Annotated in this window: 14 protein-coding genes; 5 read left to right on the forward strand and 9 right to left on the reverse strand. The window is 74.2% G+C overall.

Going from position 1 to position 16484, the window contains the following annotated elements:
• Positions 1–200 precede the first annotated feature (200 nt).
• From OG389_RS13500 to OG389_RS13515, 4 genes are all read left to right on the forward strand, one after another.
• Entirely contained in the window at positions 201–365 is a 165-nt protein-coding gene (locus tag OG389_RS13500) for a hypothetical protein (RefSeq protein WP_328298721.1), read from the forward strand.
• Complete coding sequence (locus OG389_RS13505) at positions 365–2644, forward strand: TOMM precursor leader peptide-binding protein (protein WP_443059264.1); 2280 nt, start codon at positions 365–367, stop codon at positions 2642–2644. The genes OG389_RS13500 and OG389_RS13505 overlap by 1 nt, the downstream gene beginning before the upstream one ends.
• Before the next feature lie 42 nt (positions 2645–2686).
• On the forward strand, positions 2687–4234 hold the full coding sequence (locus OG389_RS13510) for a SagB family peptide dehydrogenase (RefSeq protein WP_328298723.1): 1548 nt from the start codon (positions 2687–2689) through the stop codon (positions 4232–4234).
• Positions 4235–4387: 153 nt separating this feature from the next.
• Positions 4388–5593, forward strand: a complete 1206-nt coding sequence (locus OG389_RS13515; RefSeq protein WP_328298724.1) for a sensor histidine kinase — start codon at positions 4388–4390, stop codon at positions 5591–5593.
• Between the two features lie 69 nt (positions 5594–5662).
• Here the strand turns inward: OG389_RS13515 and OG389_RS13520 are convergent, their stop codons facing one another.
• The 9 genes from OG389_RS13520 to OG389_RS13560 all read right to left on the reverse strand — a co-directional run bounded on the left by OG389_RS13520 (position 5663) and on the right by OG389_RS13560 (position 15775).
• On the reverse strand, positions 5663–6268 hold the full coding sequence (locus tag OG389_RS13520; RefSeq protein WP_328298725.1) for a response regulator transcription factor: 606 nt from the start codon (positions 6266–6268) through the stop codon (positions 5663–5665).
• Positions 6269–6444: 176 nt separating this feature from the next.
• Positions 6445–7272, reverse strand: a complete 828-nt coding sequence (locus OG389_RS13525; RefSeq protein ID WP_328298726.1) for a 4'-phosphopantetheinyl transferase family protein — start codon at positions 7270–7272, stop codon at positions 6445–6447.
• Positions 7269–9185, reverse strand: coding sequence for an acyl-CoA dehydrogenase (locus OG389_RS13530; protein ID WP_328298727.1), 1917 nt, complete (start codon positions 9183–9185; stop codon positions 7269–7271). The genes OG389_RS13525 and OG389_RS13530 overlap by 4 nt, the downstream gene beginning before the upstream one ends.
• The gene (locus OG389_RS13535; RefSeq protein ID WP_328298728.1) at positions 9182–10876 is read right to left on the reverse strand and encodes a fatty acyl-AMP ligase; all 1695 of its coding nucleotides are present in this window, start codon (positions 10874–10876) and stop codon (positions 9182–9184) included. The genes OG389_RS13530 and OG389_RS13535 overlap by 4 nt, the downstream gene beginning before the upstream one ends.
• A 105-nt stretch (positions 10877–10981) precedes the next feature.
• Positions 10982–11284, reverse strand: a complete 303-nt coding sequence (locus OG389_RS13540) for a DUF6059 family protein (protein WP_328298729.1) — start codon at positions 11282–11284, stop codon at positions 10982–10984.
• 16 nt (positions 11285–11300) lie between these two features.
• Positions 11301–12662 carry an MFS transporter gene (locus OG389_RS13545; RefSeq protein ID WP_328298730.1) on the reverse strand — a complete coding sequence of 454 codons (1362 nt, stop codon included), beginning with the start codon at positions 12660–12662 and terminating at the stop codon, positions 11301–11303.
• Between the two features lie 33 nt (positions 12663–12695).
• Positions 12696–13205, reverse strand: coding sequence for a phospholipase (locus OG389_RS13550; RefSeq protein WP_328303755.1), 510 nt, complete (start codon positions 13203–13205; stop codon positions 12696–12698).
• A 136-nt stretch (positions 13206–13341) separates the two neighbouring features.
• The gene (locus OG389_RS13555) at positions 13342–13992 is read right to left on the reverse strand and encodes a response regulator (protein WP_443059427.1); all 651 of its coding nucleotides are present in this window, start codon (positions 13990–13992) and stop codon (positions 13342–13344) included.
• 61 nt (positions 13993–14053) lie between these two features.
• A complete protein-coding gene (locus OG389_RS13560; protein ID WP_328298732.1) occupies positions 14054–15775 on the reverse strand; it encodes a sensor histidine kinase in 1722 nt (573 codons plus the stop codon).
• A 177-nt stretch (positions 15776–15952) separates the two neighbouring features.
• On the opposite strand from OG389_RS13560, the gene OG389_RS13565 reads away from it, so the two are divergent.
• Positions 15953–16480 carry a hypothetical protein gene (locus tag OG389_RS13565; RefSeq protein ID WP_328298733.1) on the forward strand — a complete coding sequence of 176 codons (528 nt, stop codon included), beginning with the start codon at positions 15953–15955 and terminating at the stop codon, positions 16478–16480.
• Positions 16481–16484: the final 4 nt, after the last annotated feature.

A 16484-nucleotide genomic window follows, 5' to 3' on the forward strand; every position in this document is an offset into this window, starting at 1 on the left:
ACCCGTGAAACTTTCATGCCGTCACTCGTGAACAGGGCACTGGGCAGTCAGGACCGGCCACGGAGAGACTTCAGCCATCGCTCAAGGGACCTTCGAGGCAGGCCGGCCCGGAGGTCCGCGGGGCGCGAGTCCAGCAACCCGGCGTCCATTACCGCCAGTTCGCTCTTCTCATTGTCTCTTCACCACTCTGGAGTACCCCGATGACCAGCATCACCGCCTCGTACGGCGACCGCCTCGACGACCTCGTCATAGAGGAACTGGTCCAGGAAACCCGTTCCGTGGGCGACTACAACCTGTGCATCTGCTGGGTCACCTCCCTGCACGACCTCCAGTCCGACACCGCCGTCTCGGCCCGCACCCTCTGATGGCGCCCGTGCAGCGTGCCGCCACCGCACCGCTGATCGGCTTCAAGCCCCACCTCCAGGTGGAGTCGGTGCCGGGCGAGGCGGCCTATCTGATCGCCGACCGGCGGGTGACCGCACTGCACGGCACTGCCATCTCGGTCCTCGCCCCGCTGCTCGACGGCACCCGCGATCTGGCCGCCCTGCGGGCCGCGTGCGCGGGCCTGCTCCCCGGAGTACAGGTGGAGCGGCTGGTGGGCCAGCTCGACCGGGCGGGACTGCTGCGCCGCGCGGTCGAGCCCGGACACTGCGCGGAGCGCACCTACTGGGAGCTCGCGGGCGTGGACGGCGCGGCCGCCGCGGGGGCGCTCGACGCCACCGCCGTACGGGTCCTCGCGGTCGGAGCGGGCACGGACCCGGCCGAGCTGCGCGCGGCCCTGAGCGGTGCCGAGCTGAGCCTCGCCTGCGAGGGGACGCCGGCCGCCCTGACCGCGGTGGTCTGCGACGACTACCTCAACCCCGAACTCGCCCTGGTCGACGAGGAGTCGCGGGCCGACGGAGTCCCGTGGTTCCCGGTGCTCGTGAACGGCACGGAGATCTGGGCGGGCCCCTTCCTCGGCGGACGGCCACAGTCCGGGGCGCCCTGCTGGACCTGCCTCGCCGACCGGCTGTGGCGCGGACGACAGGCGGAGGCCCACGTACAGCGACTCCTGTCGCGCCCCGGGCCCGCACCGCGCCCCAGCACCTCACTGCCCGCGGCCCGGCGCGCCGGCCTCCAGCTGGCGGCCCTGGAGGCGGCCAAGTGGCTGGCCGGACACCGCGACGCGCACCAGGCTTCCCTGTGGACCCTGGACACCCTGACCCTCACGGCAGTGCACCATCCCGTCAGGCGGCGCCCGCAGTGCGCCGGTTGCGGTGACCCCGGGCTGGTGGCGCGCCAGGTGCGCCGGCCGGTCCGGCTCGCCCCGCGCCCCAAGCGGGACACCTCCGGAGGCGGCCACCGCTCCTCGTCACCGGCCGAGGTCATGGCCCGCTACGGCCACCACGTCGACCCGCTGACCGGGCTGGTCGCCGAGATACGCCGGGACCCGCGCGGACCCGAGGCCCTCAACAGCTTCCACGCCGGGCACAACCCGGTGACCGGCACCCCGGGGCTGGGCGCGCTGCGCGCGGGCCTGCGGCACACCAGCTCCGGCAAGGGCATCACCCCGCTGCACGCGAAGGTCAGCGCCCTGTGCGAGGCCCTGGAGCGGCACAGCGGTTTCCACCAGGGTGACGAGCCCGCGGAGCGCGGCAGCTTCCGGAGCCTGGCGGCGGACGCGGTGCATCCCGACGCCGTGCAGCTCTTCCACCCCCGACAGTTCGAGGACCGCAGGCGCTGGAACGCCCGGCACAGCGCCTTCCAGCAGGTCTGCGACCCCTTCGACGAGACCGCCGAGATCGACTGGACGCCCGTCTGGTCGCTCACCGAGCGGCGCACCCGGCTGCTGCCGACGGCCCTCCTCTACTTCAACGCCCCGCAGGCCCCGGGGCGTGCGTACTGCTGGGCCAGCTCCAACGGCGCCGCGGCCGGCGCCACCCTGGAGGACGCCGTCCTGCAGGGCACCCTGGAGCTCGTCGAGCGCGACGCGGTCGCCTTATGGTGGTACAACCGCACCCGTCAGCCCGGTGTGGACCTGGACCGCGCGGACGACCCGTGGATCGGCGAACTGCGCACCCTGCACCGGGGGCTGGGCCGCGAGGTGTGGGCGCTCGACCTCACCACGGACCTCGGCATACCGGTCGTGGCCGCCCTGTCCCGCCGTACGGACCGCGCGGCCGAGGACATCGTGTTCGGTTTCGGCGCGCACCTGGACCCGGCCGTGGCCCTGCGCCGGGCGCTGACCGAGCTGAACCAGCTCATGCCCTCGGTGGTCGACTCGGCTCCCGACGGCTCCGGTTACGGCTCGACGGACCCGGCGGCGCTGCGCTGGTTCCGCACGGCCACGGCCGAGGCCCTGCCCTACCTCAGACCCGATCCGGCGGCCCCGGTGGTGACCGGACGCCCGGTGGCGACCGCCGACGTCACCGAGGACGTCGGGCTCCTCCAGGGCCTGCTCGCCGATCGTGGCCTGGAGCTGCTGGTGCTCGACCAGACCAGACCCGACGTGGGACTTCCCGTGGCCAAGGTGGTCGTGCCGGGACTGCGCCCGCACTGGGCGCGCCTGGCCCCCGGCCGTCTCTACGACGTACCCGTACGGCTCGGACGCCTCCCGGCCCCGCTCCCCTACGACCGGCTCAACCCCACCCCCCTGTTCGTGTGACGCCCCCGCGCACACCCCCTTCTCCGCCCGGACGGTCCCCCCATGCGCATCGACGAGCTCGCAGGCACCGACATCACCGAACTGTGGGCGCTGCGCACGGACTCCACGCTCCGCTACGAGGGCACCTGGAACCCGATCGGCCCCGCCGGTCCGGCGGGGCCGGCGGGCCCCGTCCGCGCTGACGGGCGCCGCGCCGCCGTCGTCCTGGAGTCCAGCTGGGGCACGACCCGCATCGAGCGCCCCGGTCCGTACTTCGTGGAGCTGCTGCGCCGGATGACGCTCGGCCCCGTCTCCCCCGCCAATGTGCTGGCGCCGTTCCCTCCCGTGCTCTGCGAGACCGACACGGCCGTGCTCCCCCTCGAGGTGGCGGCCCTGCGGGAGGAGCTGGCCACGGTGCAGAACTGCGTGGTGCGCACGCTCGCCGTGGGCGGCACCCCGCTGCTCTCGGTGGTGCCGATCACGCCGGAGGCCCGGTTCGAACCGTGCCCCCCGCCCGCCGACCGGCCCTGGCACCCCACCGGGCAGCGGCTGTCGCGCTTCGCGGTGCTGCACAGCGCCGGGCGCGGACTGCACCTGGAGTCGCCCCTGTCGCAGCACCGCGTCGAAGTGCACCACCCCGGGGTCAGCTGGGTGCTGGGTGAGCTCGGCGGCGGGCGCGACACCTCGGGCCTGCTCGCCGGACGGCAGCCGCTGGAGCAGCGCGCGGTACGGCTCGTGCACGCCTATCTGGCGGCCGCCGGCATGGTCACGCCGTTCGACGGCACGGGGTACGCGGAGGACTCCGACCCGGCCCTGACCGGCTGGAGCCCGGCCGAGCTGTTCCTGCACGCGCGCAGCCGGCCCGGGCGGCACGACGCGGAGCTCGGGGCGGCGTACCCCCTGGCCGGCCGCGCCCCCGCCCGGCCGCCGGCGGAGCCCTCGGACGGCGCCGCCTCGGTGCGCCTGGAGCGGCCCTCGCTGGCCCGCCTGCGCTCCGACGACCCGTCGTTCGCCCAGGTGCTGGAGGACCGCCGCTCCACCCGCAGCTTCGCGGCCGAGGGCCCGGACCTGGGGCAGCTCGGCGAACTGCTGTACCGGGCCGCGCGCGTGCGGGCCGTACTCCCGCCGCCGGCGGACGACCCCGGTCTCCCGTGGCGCACGAGCCGTCCCTATCCGAGCGTCGGCGGCGGCTACGGCCTGGAGATCTACGTGGTGGCCGTGCGCTGCGCCGGGCTGCTCCCTGGCGCGTACCACTACGAGCCCTTGGAACACCGTCTCCAGCCGGTGCACGGCGACCCCCTGGCCCTGGCCGAGATCCTCGCGGACGCCGGATCGCTGGCCGGGCTCGGCGAACTACCCCCGATGCTCGTCCTGCTGACGGCCCGGATGCCGTGGGGGTCCGCCCGCCACGGACCGGTCGTCTACACCAGCGTGCTCAAGGAGGTGGGGGCGCTGCAGCAGACCATCTACCTGGCCTGCGCGGCGATGGGGCTGGGTGCCTGCGCGCTGACGGCCGGTGACGTGGGCCTGGTGGCGCGCGCCCTGGGGCTGGACTGGCTGGCGGAGCCGAGCGTCGGAGAAATAATCCTCGGCCTCCCACGCGCCAATTGATAGGATTCTTACATTCCGCCACCGCCCGATAATGATTCACTTCTCAACAAATTTCCGGTGCGACAAATGCGCGACAACGTGTCAGGCCACGGAGGCCGGACATCATCTATGCTCGCTCGCGTCGGCGGAAGCCCCGCCGGCTAGGGGGCGAATATGCATGTGAACACCTATGTCGAACAACCATCCACAGATACCGGACAACAGCGGGCCCGTGACCTGGCTCCGCGTGTCGCCACCGGTATCACCGCCATCGTCCTGTGCGGATTCTTCGGAATCGCGGCCACGTATCTCCTCGCAGCCCATTTGACTCCGATCACGCTGATCTCCGCGATCCTGCTGTTGCTGGCCACGCTGTCCACTCAGGTGCTGCATTCTTTCGCACGTCAAAAGGTGCTGTCCTTTAAGCCGCAGAGGCTGACCTTGATCGCGCAGGGCTGCCTCACCTACGGGCCGTTCCTCTTCCTCGGAAGGGCCTGGCTCGGAATGCCCGGGTTCCTCGCCGCGTCCACGCTGCTGCTGCTCCCCGCGGCACTGGCCTGGCCGTTGTTCGCCGCGGAGATCGTGGCGACCGATGTGATCGTCTCCGGCTTCGGCGTCAGCACGGCGGACATCGCGTACACGACCGTCGCCACGATCCTGACCTCCCTCGTGGTGTACGGCCTCTCGCGGCTGAGCGAACTCGTCAAGGAGGTCGACGACTCGCGGGCCGAACTGGCCCGCCTGGCGATCGCCCAGGAGCGGCTGCGGTTCGCGCGCGACCTGCACGACCTGCTCGGCTACAGCCTCTCGGCGATCACCCTGAAGTGCGAACTGGCCTACCGCCTCGTACCCCGGCAGCCCGACCGGGCCCAGGAGGAGCTCACCGAGATCCTCCGGACGGCGCGTCAGGCCCTGGCCGACGTCCGCACGGTGGCCCGCGGCTACCGGGACATGTCACTCGCCGTCGAGGCCTCGACGGCGGAGTCGATGCTCTCGATGCTCGGCGTGCGCACCAGCGTCCTGCTGAACTGCGGTGAACTGCCCACCGCCGCGGACACGGTGCTCGCCACGGTGCTGCGGGAGGGGCTGACCAACATGCTGCGGCACAGCAAGGCGGAGAACGTGGAGATCACCGGCGACCGGCTCGGCGCGGTGGTGCGGCTGAGCATCACGAACGACGGTGTGGGCCGCATTGGCCGCATCCCGGCCACGGACGCCACGGGGAGCAGCGGCATCTCCAACCTCACCGCACGGGTCGAGGAGCACGGGGGCAGGCTGAGCGCGGAGATCCGCGAGGACGGCTGGTTCGCCCTGACGGCGGAGATCATGCTGCCCGCCACCGAGGACACGCTGCAGGAACAACAGGGCGCGCTGGCCTGACCGGCGGGCACGTCCGGCGGGTCGACCCGCCGGACGTGCCCGCCGGGGGCCGTCCCCCGGAGCGGTTCCTCAGAGCCAGCCCGCGTCGCGGGCGATCCGCACCGCGTCCACCCGGTTGCGCGCGCCGAGCTTCGTCACCGCGTTCGTCAGGTAGTTGCGCACCGTTCCGGCGGACAGGAAGAGCCGGACCGCGATCTGCGCCGCCTCCTCGCCCTCGGCCGCCAGCCGCAGTACCTGCAGCTCGCGCGGGGTCAGCGGCTGCGGACCGTCCTGGAGCGCGGCGAGGGCCAGTTCGGGGTCCACGACCTGACGCCCCTCCGCGACGGCGCGGATCGAGGCGACGAGCCGGTCCGGGTCGGTGTCCTTGTGCAGAAAGCCCGAGGCCCCCGCCGCGAGCGCCCGGCGCAGGTTCCCCGTGCGGTGCAGGTTGGTGAGCATGAGGATGCCGCAACCGGGCAGTTCCTTGCTGATCACGCCCGCGGCCGTGATGCCGTCCATGCCCGGCAGGTCGATGTCGAGGACCACGACGTCCGGACGGTACTTCTGTGCCTGCGGAAGGATGTCCAGACCGTTGGCCACCTCGGCCACGACCTCGATGTCCGGTTCCAGTTCCAGGAGCGACACGAGCGCCCTGCGTAGCATGAGCATGTCCTCGGCAATCAGAACACTGACCACTTTTCCCCGTTCCCCCGTTGCTTCCGCGTGGCGGTGAGGCGGCGTGGTCCGCGCGAGCGCTCCCGGCAGCCCCACGGCCCTGCGATGGATGCGATGGATGTTCCATACATCCACAAGTCCCCTGTACTGGGACGGCCGTTCCTCGTCCGTGACGGAAAATCGACCACCTCGCGAGTCTACTCGATCACTTCCAGTAGGGCTCGGGTCACTTCGTCGAGGAACCCGGAATCGAGCATGCTCGCGGCCGCCGTGTCGGCCGAGGTCTCCCAGCCGGCGGTGTGGCCCGCCACGCTCAGCAGGTGAGTGCCCTGGATCGGGTACGCCGCGAAGGACCACTCGCCGGGCGAGAGCGGCGTCCCGTCCCGCGACACCAAGTCCCCGCTGCGCTGGTCGAATCCGAATCCGGTGAATCCCATCCGCATTCCCTGACCCATCGCCTTGGTGTAGGCCTCCTTGAGCGTCCAGAGCCGCAGGAGCGCGTCGGAGCGCTCCGCCTCGGGCATCGCTCCGATCGTGTCGCGCTCCATGGGGGTGCACAGCAGACGGCGTAGCCCCGCGTACGACATCTGGCGGACCAGCGGCTCCATGTCGACACCGATCCGGCCGCGCCGGCTGAGCGCGACGGCCGCCACGTCGCCGGTGTGGGTGAGGGCCACCTCGACCTGGTCGCAGCCGCGCAGGTACGGGCGGCCGCCCGGCCGGTAGGCGAGATCGACCTCGTCGGGGGCGACGCGCAGCACCGCGGCGGCCGCGTACCGGGTGAGCAGACGGGTCGCCACGAACCGGGCACGGGCGGCCGGGTTGGTCATCGCCCCGTGCCGCCGCCAGTCGTGGGGGCCCAGACTCGCGCGCAGCCGGGGCGAGTCGAGGTCCCGCGGCAGCCAGCCGGTCCAGCGGGCGTGCGCGACCGCGGTGCCCGACCGGGCCATGTCCTCCAGCACGCGGTCCCACGGGACGTCCGGTCCCGGCATCTCGACGGGCGCGGCGAGCGGTACGCCGGTCACGGCCGCTCCACCTCCAGGGCGCAGGCCCGCAGATCGTAGGAGCGTCCCGTGCGCCACCGCGCGAGCGCCTCGTCGAGCACGCGCTCCCCGGCCACCGCGGGCAGTTCCGGCAGTCCGGTCATCCCCAGCCGGTGCCCGAGTCGCCGCAGTGCGAGCACCAGCCACGAGGGGTGCGCGGCGAAGGAGCCGGTGCCGCTGCGCCACTCCCAGGTGGACAGGGCGGCGCCGGCGGCGCTCACGAGGACGTAGCGGTCGGTCAGCGAGTAGACGGCCGGCCCCGGCGCCACCGGGCGGCCGTCGGGAGAGAGGGAGCGCAGCCGCTCGCGGAGCAGCCCGAGCTCGCCGACGAACGCGGTGACCAGCCGCCGCAGCACCGGGCCGTACGGTCCGGGGGCGCTGCGGTCCAGCACCCGCCGGGCCCCGTGCACCAGGGCGGCGGCCAGGGTGTCCTCGCCGCCCGCCACGGCGAGCGCGCCCAGGTCCAGGGGCGGCAGCCCGGGGCGGGCCGTGTAGAGCCCGTGCGGCGGCTCGGGCGCGGTGAACCAGGAACGGCCCGCGAGCCGCGCCAGCTGCGGCACCAGCACGGCCTGGCAGGTCGCCGTGCCCGCGTGGCCGAGCCCGGCGGCGGGCATGTCGCGGAGCAGTTTGCGCAGCTGGGCCCCGCCGGGCCCGCCGTCCGGGCCGGCGGTGCCCTGGATCTGGGCCAGGTCCTCCAGGCCGTCCCGGATGACCTCCGGCACCAGATACTTGACGGTGGCCGAGGTCAAATGGGCGCTGTGCGGCACCAGATGCAGGGTCCGCAGCGCGCCCTGGGTCACGCTGTCGCACAGCAGCAGGTCGGCGAGGACCCCGGCGAGGACCCCGCCGAAGCGGCGCCCGATGCCGCCCGGGGCCCGGCGGGCCGCGGCGGCCACGGCCGCGCGCAGCACGGTGTCCGCGCCGGCCACCAGGGCGGCCGCGATGAGTGCGCGGCTGAGCTGGGTGGTCTGCAGGGCCAGCCGCATGCCCTGGCCCTCGTGGCCCACGAGGGCGTCCTCGGGCGCGGTGTGGCCGTGGAGTTCGAGCCCGCCCATGTAGCCGCCGCGCAGCCCGTCGGTGGGGTGCCGGTCCAGGATCCGCACCCTGCGGGCGCGGCCCGGTCCGGCCCCGGGGGGTGCGGCGCCGGCCGCGTCGTGGGCGGCCCGGTCGAAGCCGTCCCGGTCGAGCAGCAGCACCGAGTGGCTGCCCGGACCGTTCGTGGCCCCGCCGTTGCGGGCGTACACGGTGAACATCCCCGCCCGGTCGGCGTTCATGACGGCCTCCTTGCGGCCGTCGAGCACGAACCCCGGTCCCGGACCCCGCCCCCGGCCCCGCCCCGGCTCCGGTACCGGCTCCGGCCGGGTCGCGATCACCTCGCCCGTCAGCAGGGCGTTGCCGTGCGCCGTCGCGTGGTGCACGATCGCCGCCCGGCCACCGCCGCGCAGCAGCCCCGCCACCGCCTCGCGCTGGCGCGCGCTCCCGGCGGCCCAGACCGGGGTGGCCGCGAACAGCGAGGTCATCCCGTGCCCGAACCCCAGCGCCAGGTCGCGCCGGAACACCGCCCCGAGGACCGCCGCGAGCCCGTCGGCCCGCTCCAGCCGCCCGCCCGAGGCCACCGGTACGAACTCGGCCCCGAGCCCGAACCCGTCGAGCATCGCCTCGCCCGCCGCGCAGCGGGCGCCGACCCGGTCGGCGTCCAGCAGCGCCCCGAGCCCCACGGGGCCGGCCGGGTCGAACGGGTCCCCGAGCATCCGGTCGAGCCTGCCGGCGCGGTCGAACGCGTCCGCCTCCGGCACGGCGGTGTCCCCGCATACGGGCATGTCCCCGCGCACGGCGGTGTCCCCGGCCACGGCCACGGCGCCTTCCTGGTCGCGCACTTCCGTCAGCCCCCTCATCCGCCCGCCTGACCGGACACGTACAGGGGTCTCAGCTCACCGCGCAGGTACATCGTCCGCACCGCCGAGCGGCGGATCTTGCCGCTGGTGGTGCGGCGGACCGTCCCCGGCCGGACGAGGAGGACCTCGTGCGGCGTGACGCCGAACTCCTCGGCGAGACTGCGGCGCACGGTGCTCATGAGGTGGTCCGGCGTCGTGTGGACGCTGTGCCGCACCTCTTGGACGACGACCACGCGGTCGGGCACGGACGGCTCGCTCACGGCGAAGACGGCTGCGGACACGAATGAGCGGCCGTTGTCGAGGAGGGCCCGCTCCACGTCGTGCGGGTGCACGGCGGCGCCGTCGACGAGCATGACGTCCTTGAGCCGTCCCGTGACGACGAGTTCGCCGTCGGCCAGCATCCCCAGGTCGCCGGTGCGCACGAAACCGCCCTCGCCCGCGGGGGTGCGCCGGCCGTACGTCTGCGCCGTCTCCACCGGCCGGTTCCAGTACCCGGCCGTCACGGCGGGCCCGCGCACCCAGATCTCCCCCACGCTTCCTTCGGGCAACGGCACGCAGCTCTCCGGATCGACCACGCGGACCTCGACCCCGCGCACCGGCCCGCAGCTCACCGGGGCCCGGCCGGCGCCGCGTACCGCCTCGCCTGGCGCGGACACGGCCACCAGCAGGGTGGCCTCCGCGAGCCCGTACCCGACGACGAGCGCCGCCGGGTCGAAGCCGGCCGGGGCGAACCGTTCGGCGAAGGCCCGCAGGGTGGCGCCGGACACCGGTTCGGCCGCGTTCACGGCGGTGCGCCAACCCGACAGGTCCAGGCCGGCGAGCCGTTCGTCGGTGACGAGCGCCGCGCAGCGGGCGTACATCGAGTCGGGCGCGGCCGCCGCCGTGATCCGGTGCCGGCTGATCTCCTCCAGCCAGCGCACCGGATCGCGGACGAGCAGGGTGGGCGGCATGAGCACGGCGGTGGCGCCCAGCCACAGCGGGTGGAGCAGCTGCCCGATCAGGCCCAGGTCGTGGTGGAGCGGCAGGCAGCCGCCGATCCGTGAGTCCGAGTCGGTGCCGATCGCCTCCTGGACGGCGGCCATGGTCGCGGCGAGGTTCCCGTGGGTCACCATCACGCCGCGCGGCTGGGACGTGGAGCCGGAGGTGTACTGGAGCAGCGCCTCGTCCCCGGCCCGGGCCGGGGACGGGACCGCGCCGGCGCCCCCGCCGGACCGCTCCGGGTCCGGCAGCGGGTCCGCGTCCGGCAGCGGCAGTTCCGCGTCCACGGCCCGGCACTCCGTGGTGCCGAGCCCGGCGAGGGAGAGGCTCTGGGTGAGCTCGGCCGCGTAGGCCCGCTCGGTGAGGGCCAGCAGTCCCTTGGCGTCCTTGACGATCGCCGCGGTGCGCTGGGCGGCGGCGCGCGAGGCGGACGGCGGCGGTACGGGGACGGCCACGGCCCCCGCGAGCAGGCAGCCGAGCATCGCCACGGCCGCCGTCGGCCCGTCCTCGACGGCGACGACCACCCGCTGCCCGGCCGCACCGCGACCGGCCAGCCAGGAGGCCAGCCGCCGGGTGCGCAGGGCGAGCTCACCGTAGGTGATGCGGCTCTCCCGTTCGCCCCGTACGTGGATCACGGCGTCCCGCTGCGGCCACCGCTCCGCGTACGACGCGACCCTGCCCGCCAGATCCAGCGGTTCCCGGCCTCCGTCCATGACGCACCCTCCCTGCTCAGACCACTCCGGATTCTCTCCACCGAGTGTTGGTCCCCGGGCTCGACGGGAGCTCGAACCCGGGTGGTCGACGCGCGGCCGGCCGGCTCAGGCGGTGCTCCAGTCCTCCTCGTCCCCCCGGTGGTAGGCGGCCATCAGCTGCCGTCCCAGGTCCAGTTCGAGATCGCTGAGGGGGATGTCCGGGCGCAGCCGCTCGGGGTGCCCCGCCGGCGGCTCGTGCAGGTACCGCGGGGCCGGCCGCGCGGGCGCGGGCCTGGTCAGGATCCGCACTGCGGCCTCCTGCCCCTCTCCGTGGAGATAGGTCGCTCCGTAGGCCATCAGGGCCTCGGCGAGCCAGCGCCGGACCCTGCCCAGCACCGTCCGCCTCTTCCACCACTCCGCATATGGCATCCGCGCCTCCTGACCGTCAGTCGCCCCGCCGCTGCAAGGTGGGGATCCTCGCTCGCGTCTTCCTGGAGCCCGGCTGCAGCGGGGACGAACCGCGCCCGGGCGTGGCTTCATTTCGCCCCTGCGCACCGTCTCCGCCGTCCCGGGTCCGGTCCTCGGGGCCGGGCTTTCCGGCCGGATCCGGCCGGTGCCCCGTGAACAGGAGGATCAGCACGAGGGTCACGGCCAGTGACGCCAGCCCACCTCCCCAGAGCACGACGCGCACCCCCCAGCGCTCGGCCAGCCACCCGGAGGCCAGGGCGCCGACGGGGGTGGAGCCCTGGAAGATGAGGGAGTACAGGGCCATCACCCGGCCCCGGTACTGCGGGTCGGTGCCCAGCTGGATCCGGTGGTTGGCGGCCTGTGCGAAGTAGACGGACCCGAAGCCGGTGCCGGCCAGCAGGACCAGCGCCACCGTGTAGCCGGACGCCAGGCCGGCCGCCGTCTCCACCGCGGCGAAGCCGATGGCGGCGCCCAGCACGAGGCGCTGCGAGGGCCTGCCGCTGCGTGCGGTGGTCGCGAACGCGGCGGCCAGGGAACCGGCCGCCAGCGCGGTGGTGAGCATCCCGAACGAGGCCGACCCGGTGTGGAACACCGTCTTGGCCAGCAGGGGCAGCGCCAGCTGGAAGTTGAAGCCCAGCAGGCCCACGCACGCGACGAGGATCAGCGGCAGCACCAGGTCGGGGCGGCTGCGCAGATGGCGCAGCCCGTCGGTCACCTTGGCGCCGTGCGTCCGGATCCCGTCGCGCAGCAGCTCCTGCGGTCGCATCAGCAGCAGGGCGGACACCGTGGCCAGATAGCTCACCGAGTTGAGCAGGACCACGGACACCACGCCGAAGCGGCCGATCGCCACGCCCGCGAGGGCCGGCCCGACGATCCGGGCCACGTTGAAGTACGCGGCGCTCATGGCGGAGGCGTTGGGCAGCAGGTCGGGGCCGACCATCTCGCTCACGAACGACATCCGGGCCGGGGTCTCCACCGCGGACACCGTGCCGAGGGCGAACGCGAAGACGTAGATGTGCCACAGCCGCTCGGCCCCGGACAGCAGCAGGAGACCGAGGAGCAGGGCGAGCGCGCCGGCGGCGACATTGGCCAGAACCAGGAGGCGCCGCTTGTCGTACCGGTCGGCGAGCCGGCCCGCGTAGAGGGTGAGCAGCAGGACGGGGGCGAACTGCAGGGCGGTGATCACCCCGAGCGTCTGCGCCGAGTCGCCCGACATCGACAGGACCAGCCAGTCCTGGGCGACGAACATCATCCAGCCGCAGGTGACGGAGAGCACCTGCCCGATGGTGAAGCAGCGGAAGTTGCGGACGGACAGGGAACGCAAGGGATGCATCGGCATGGGCCCTTCTCCCCCGCCGCAGTCGAGAAGGACTCAAGTCCGCTGCGCCATGGACACCCCCGGGGCGGCGCCGAAGGTCCTCACGGCCTGGTAGTAGGTCCAGGCGGTGCCCTCGCACGAGGTCCTGCGCACTCCCGTGTACCGCGCGCAGACCCGGTTCAGGTCGGAGCGGAACATCTCGTCGAGACGGGCCTTGGCCGCCGGGAAGCCCATCGCCGCCTTGTAGTTGCGGTAGCCGAAGTCGTGCCGGGCACAGGCCATGCGGAAGGGGAAGCCGAAGGGGTTGTCCGGGGAGGTCGTGCAGTAGTCCGTGGACCAGTCGAAGCCGTAGGCGGCCCACGCGACCCGGTTCCCGCGCGCCGCGGTCCAGGCGCTCTGGCTGGCTCCGGTCGTCTGCGTCCAGCTGGTCAGCACCCGCGGCTTGTCCGCCGGGACCCGTGGGGCCTGCGGCTCCCCCGGTGCCGCGGACGCGGGCGGCGCGAGGGCGAGTACGGCCGCGGCGGCGCAGGCGGCGAGCGCGGAGGCGCGGGCGCGGACGCGGATGTGTGGAGGGGCGGCTGGGGCCGGGGCTGGGCGGTGGCGCACGTCCTCTCCAACGACGCGCGCCACCCCGGGTGTCGGGGCGGCGCGCGGGTACCACCGGGTCGGCCGGGGGAGGCTGGGGCAGGTGTCAGCCGGGTCAGCCGTCTTCGGCGAGCCCCGCCTGGTGGGCGAGGAGGGCGGCCTGGACCCGCCCCGTACTGCCGGTCTTCTCCAGGATGGAGCCGACGTGCGTCTTGACCGTGCCGATGCCGATGCCGAGCCGGCGGCCGATCTCCAAATTGGCGAGGCCCGCGCCGAGCAGGGCGAGCACCTCCCGCTCCCGGTCGGTGAGCCCGGCGACGCGCGCCGCCGTCCGCGCCCCGGGACCGGCAGGGGCGGCGGTGTCCCGTCCGGCGCCACCGCCCTGGAGCATGCGGCGGATGACGGTGCCGGTGACCCCGGGCGACAGGACGGCGTCACCGCTCGCCGCCGACCGTACGGCGCTGATCAGCTCGTCGGGGCCCTCGTCCTTCAGCAGGAACCCGGTGGCCCCGGCCGCGAGCGCGCGCACCACGTTCTCGTCGTCGCCGAAGGTGGTGAGCACCACCACCTGCGGCGCCGGATCCAGCGCGGTGAGCGGCCCGATCGCGGCGAGGCCGTCGAGTACGGGCATCCGGATGTCGAGGAGGACCACGTCGGGGCGGTGCACGGCGGCGAGCTCCACGGCTTCGGCCCCGTTGGCCGCCTCGGCGACCACGTCGATGCCTTCGGCGTGCTTGAGGATCATCCGTACGCCGGCCCTGATCATCTGCTCGTCGTCGGCGAGCAGGACCCGGACGGGGCCGCCGGCCCGGTAGGACCCCTGCGGGTCATTCACGTGAGCTCCCGGATGGAGTGGGCGAGACGGACGAGGACGAGGACGGGGCCGCTGGTCCCATCGGCACCATCGGCACCTCGAATCGGATGATTTGGATAAGAATGTCGCCTCGGAAACAGTACCGGGTGAGCTCCAGCCGGTCCCGGCTGTCGGTCTCCCGGCTGAACGGGTACACGCACTCACCGGCCCCCGGTGGCCGGACCGGCTCGTGACCGGCGGCCGCGGCGCGGGCCATCTTCTCGTCGTAGACCCCGGCGGCCTCGACCTGCTGCCGGGTCATCCCGAGTTCCGGCGGCCGCGGCGGGGAGTAGTTCAACGGCCGGGCCTGGCCGACGAACTGGAGGCCGAACATCAAGGTGGCCCCGATGCCGGCCAGCCCGAGGAGCCCCGAGGCCGCCTGGGCGAGCGGGATCAGCAGCGGGGCCCGCCGCAACCGCCGGGCCGCGGCGCCCGCGGGTCCCGGCGTACGGTCCTTCGCGCGTTCGGCGTCGGTCTGCGCCGCCGTCGGGGGGACGGCGGGCAGCCGGGCCCGCACGGCGAAGCCCCCGGCGGGATCCGGCCCGGCCGTCAGGTCGCCGCCGAGCAGGGCGACGCGCTCGCGCAGCCCGTTCAGACCGCGGCCGGTCCCGATCCCGGCCGCGGGTGCGCCGGCGGATCCGGCCGATCCGGCGGCCGGCGGGCGCACCGGAGCCCCGTTGGCCACGCGGACCGTGACGGAGTCGGCGGTGTGCTCGATCCGCACCTCCACGGCCGCCCCGGCGGCGTACCGGTGCACATTGGTCAGCGCCTCGCGCACGACCCGGTGCACCGCCCGCCGCACCCGCGCCTCCCGGTCCACCGTGTCGGGCCCGGTCCAGCGGAAGCCGACGGGGACCCCGCCCGCGCGGGACTCGGCGACCAGCGCCTCGATGTCGGCCCGGGTCCCGGTGGCGTCGGTGAGCGCGCCGGTGCCGGTGTCCCGGGACAGCGGCCCGAGGACGCCGAGCGCCTCGCGCAGCTCGTGCATGGCGTCGCGGGTGGCCGTGCGCACCTGCCCAGCGCTCTCGCGCAGCTCGTCCGCGCCTTCTCCGCCGCGGCTGCGCAGGGCCATCTCGAGGCCGCCCGCGTGCAGGGAGATCAGGCTGAGGCGGTGTCCGACCAGGTCGTGCATCTCGGCCGCGATGCGGGACCGTTCGTGGATGCGGGACTCGCTCTCGGCGAGCCTGCGGTTCTCCTCCGCCGCCGCGGCCCGCTCGCGCAGGGCGGCGAGGAGCCGCTGCTGCTGCCCGGCGGAGGCACCGACCAGCCCGGGTACGAGGACGGCGACCGCGGCGAGCACCGCGCCGAGGGTGAGCCCGTACTGCCAGGAGCCGTAGCCCTCGCGGTACACCGACGCCCCGGCCGTGAGCACGGTGAGCGCGCCGGCCCCGAACAGCACGGCGGCCCGGCGCCCGGCTCCGGCCAGCTGGTGGGAGACGGTGTAGGCGGTCACGGCCATCAGGACGCCGAGGCAGGACATCACCCCGAGCAGTACGCCCATGCCGAGCAGCGCCACCTCCGGAGAGCGGCGGCGCACCACGAACAGGGCCAGCGCGACGAGCGTCAGCGCGGCCCTGGTGTGCATCGGCAGCGCACCGCCGACCTGGTCGATCAGCCGGAACGCGGCCAGGACGAGCACTCCCCCGCCGAAGGCCTCGGCGGCGGCCCGGAGCAGCGAGCGACCCATGACAGACATATCGATGATTATCCGAGGCCGGGAGGGGCCGGGGCATGAGCCTCGCGAGGGATCCGGGCCTCTGCCGAAGTACAGAGACGGGACTCAGGTATGAGTCCTTGTCACCCTTTCGGCAGAGATCGGGTTCGTCCTCGGGAGGGACGCGGGTTACGGCGGGCGCCGCGAATACTCGTGAGCATGAACCGCCGTCCGCTCGTCATCGCCGCCGCCACCGTGGGAGTTCTCGCCACCGCCGCCGTCGCCCTGCCCAATCTCCCGCAGAACCCCGTGACCGACACGATCAACGCCCGGGTCTACAAGGAGAAGGGCATGCGCTTCGCGTCGGCCGCCGACGCCCCGACGCGCGGGCGGCTGACCTGGGTGCTCCCGGAGTGGGTGCCGAAGGACGCGACCAACGTCCGAATAAAGGCGCGCACCGACGGTGATGCCCGGCTGCTCCGGTTCACCCTGGGCGCGACCCCGCTGGACGGCCCGCAGTGCTCGGCGGGCACGCCCCGGAAGCATGCGGGGACGTCGCTGGCGGCCAAGTGGTGGCCGACCGGCACCCGTGCCGAGGAGCGGCCCGAGTGCCGGGACCACTACCAGTACCAGGTCGCGGTGCGCGGCAAGGAGGTCTTCGCCTGGACCGACGGCACCCCGTCCCCCGGTGCGAGGACCCCGGACGGCGCCCCGGCCCAGCAGGCAGCGTCGGGCCCCACCCGCTGACCCG

The sequence above is a fragment of the Streptomyces sp. NBC_00435 genome (assembly GCF_036014235.1).
GTDB lineage: Bacteria > Actinomycetota > Actinomycetes > Streptomycetales > Streptomycetaceae > Streptomyces.

Coding starts and splice junctions, on each gene's coding strand:
- OG389_RS13500 (WP_328298721.1), top strand. CDS start 201: ATGACCAGCATCACCGCCTCGTACGGCGACCGCCTCGACGACCTCGTC.
- OG389_RS13510 (WP_328298723.1), top strand. CDS start 2,687: ATGCGCATCGACGAGCTCGCAGGCACCGACATCACCGAACTGTGGGCG.
- OG389_RS13545 (WP_328298730.1), bottom strand. CDS start 12,662: ATGCCGATGCATCCCTTGCGTTCCCTGTCCGTCCGCAACTTCCGCTGC.
- OG389_RS13530 (WP_328298727.1), bottom strand. CDS start 9,185: ATGAGGGGGCTGACGGAAGTGCGCGACCAGGAAGGCGCCGTGGCCGTG.
- OG389_RS13555 (WP_443059427.1), bottom strand. CDS start 13,992: ATGATCAGGGCCGGCGTACGGATGATCCTCAAGCACGCCGAAGGCATC.
- OG389_RS13535 (WP_328298728.1), bottom strand. CDS start 10,876: ATGGACGGAGGCCGGGAACCGCTGGATCTGGCGGGCAGGGTCGCGTCG.
- OG389_RS13515 (WP_328298724.1), top strand. CDS start 4,388: ATGCATGTGAACACCTATGTCGAACAACCATCCACAGATACCGGACAA.
- OG389_RS13560 (WP_328298732.1), bottom strand. CDS start 15,775: ATGTCTGTCATGGGTCGCTCGCTGCTCCGGGCCGCCGCCGAGGCCTTC.
- OG389_RS13540 (WP_328298729.1), bottom strand. CDS start 11,284: ATGCCATATGCGGAGTGGTGGAAGAGGCGGACGGTGCTGGGCAGGGTC.
- OG389_RS13505 (WP_443059264.1), top strand. CDS start 365: ATGGCGCCCGTGCAGCGTGCCGCCACCGCACCGCTGATCGGCTTCAAG.
- OG389_RS13565 (WP_328298733.1), top strand. CDS start 15,953: ATGAACCGCCGTCCGCTCGTCATCGCCGCCGCCACCGTGGGAGTTCTC.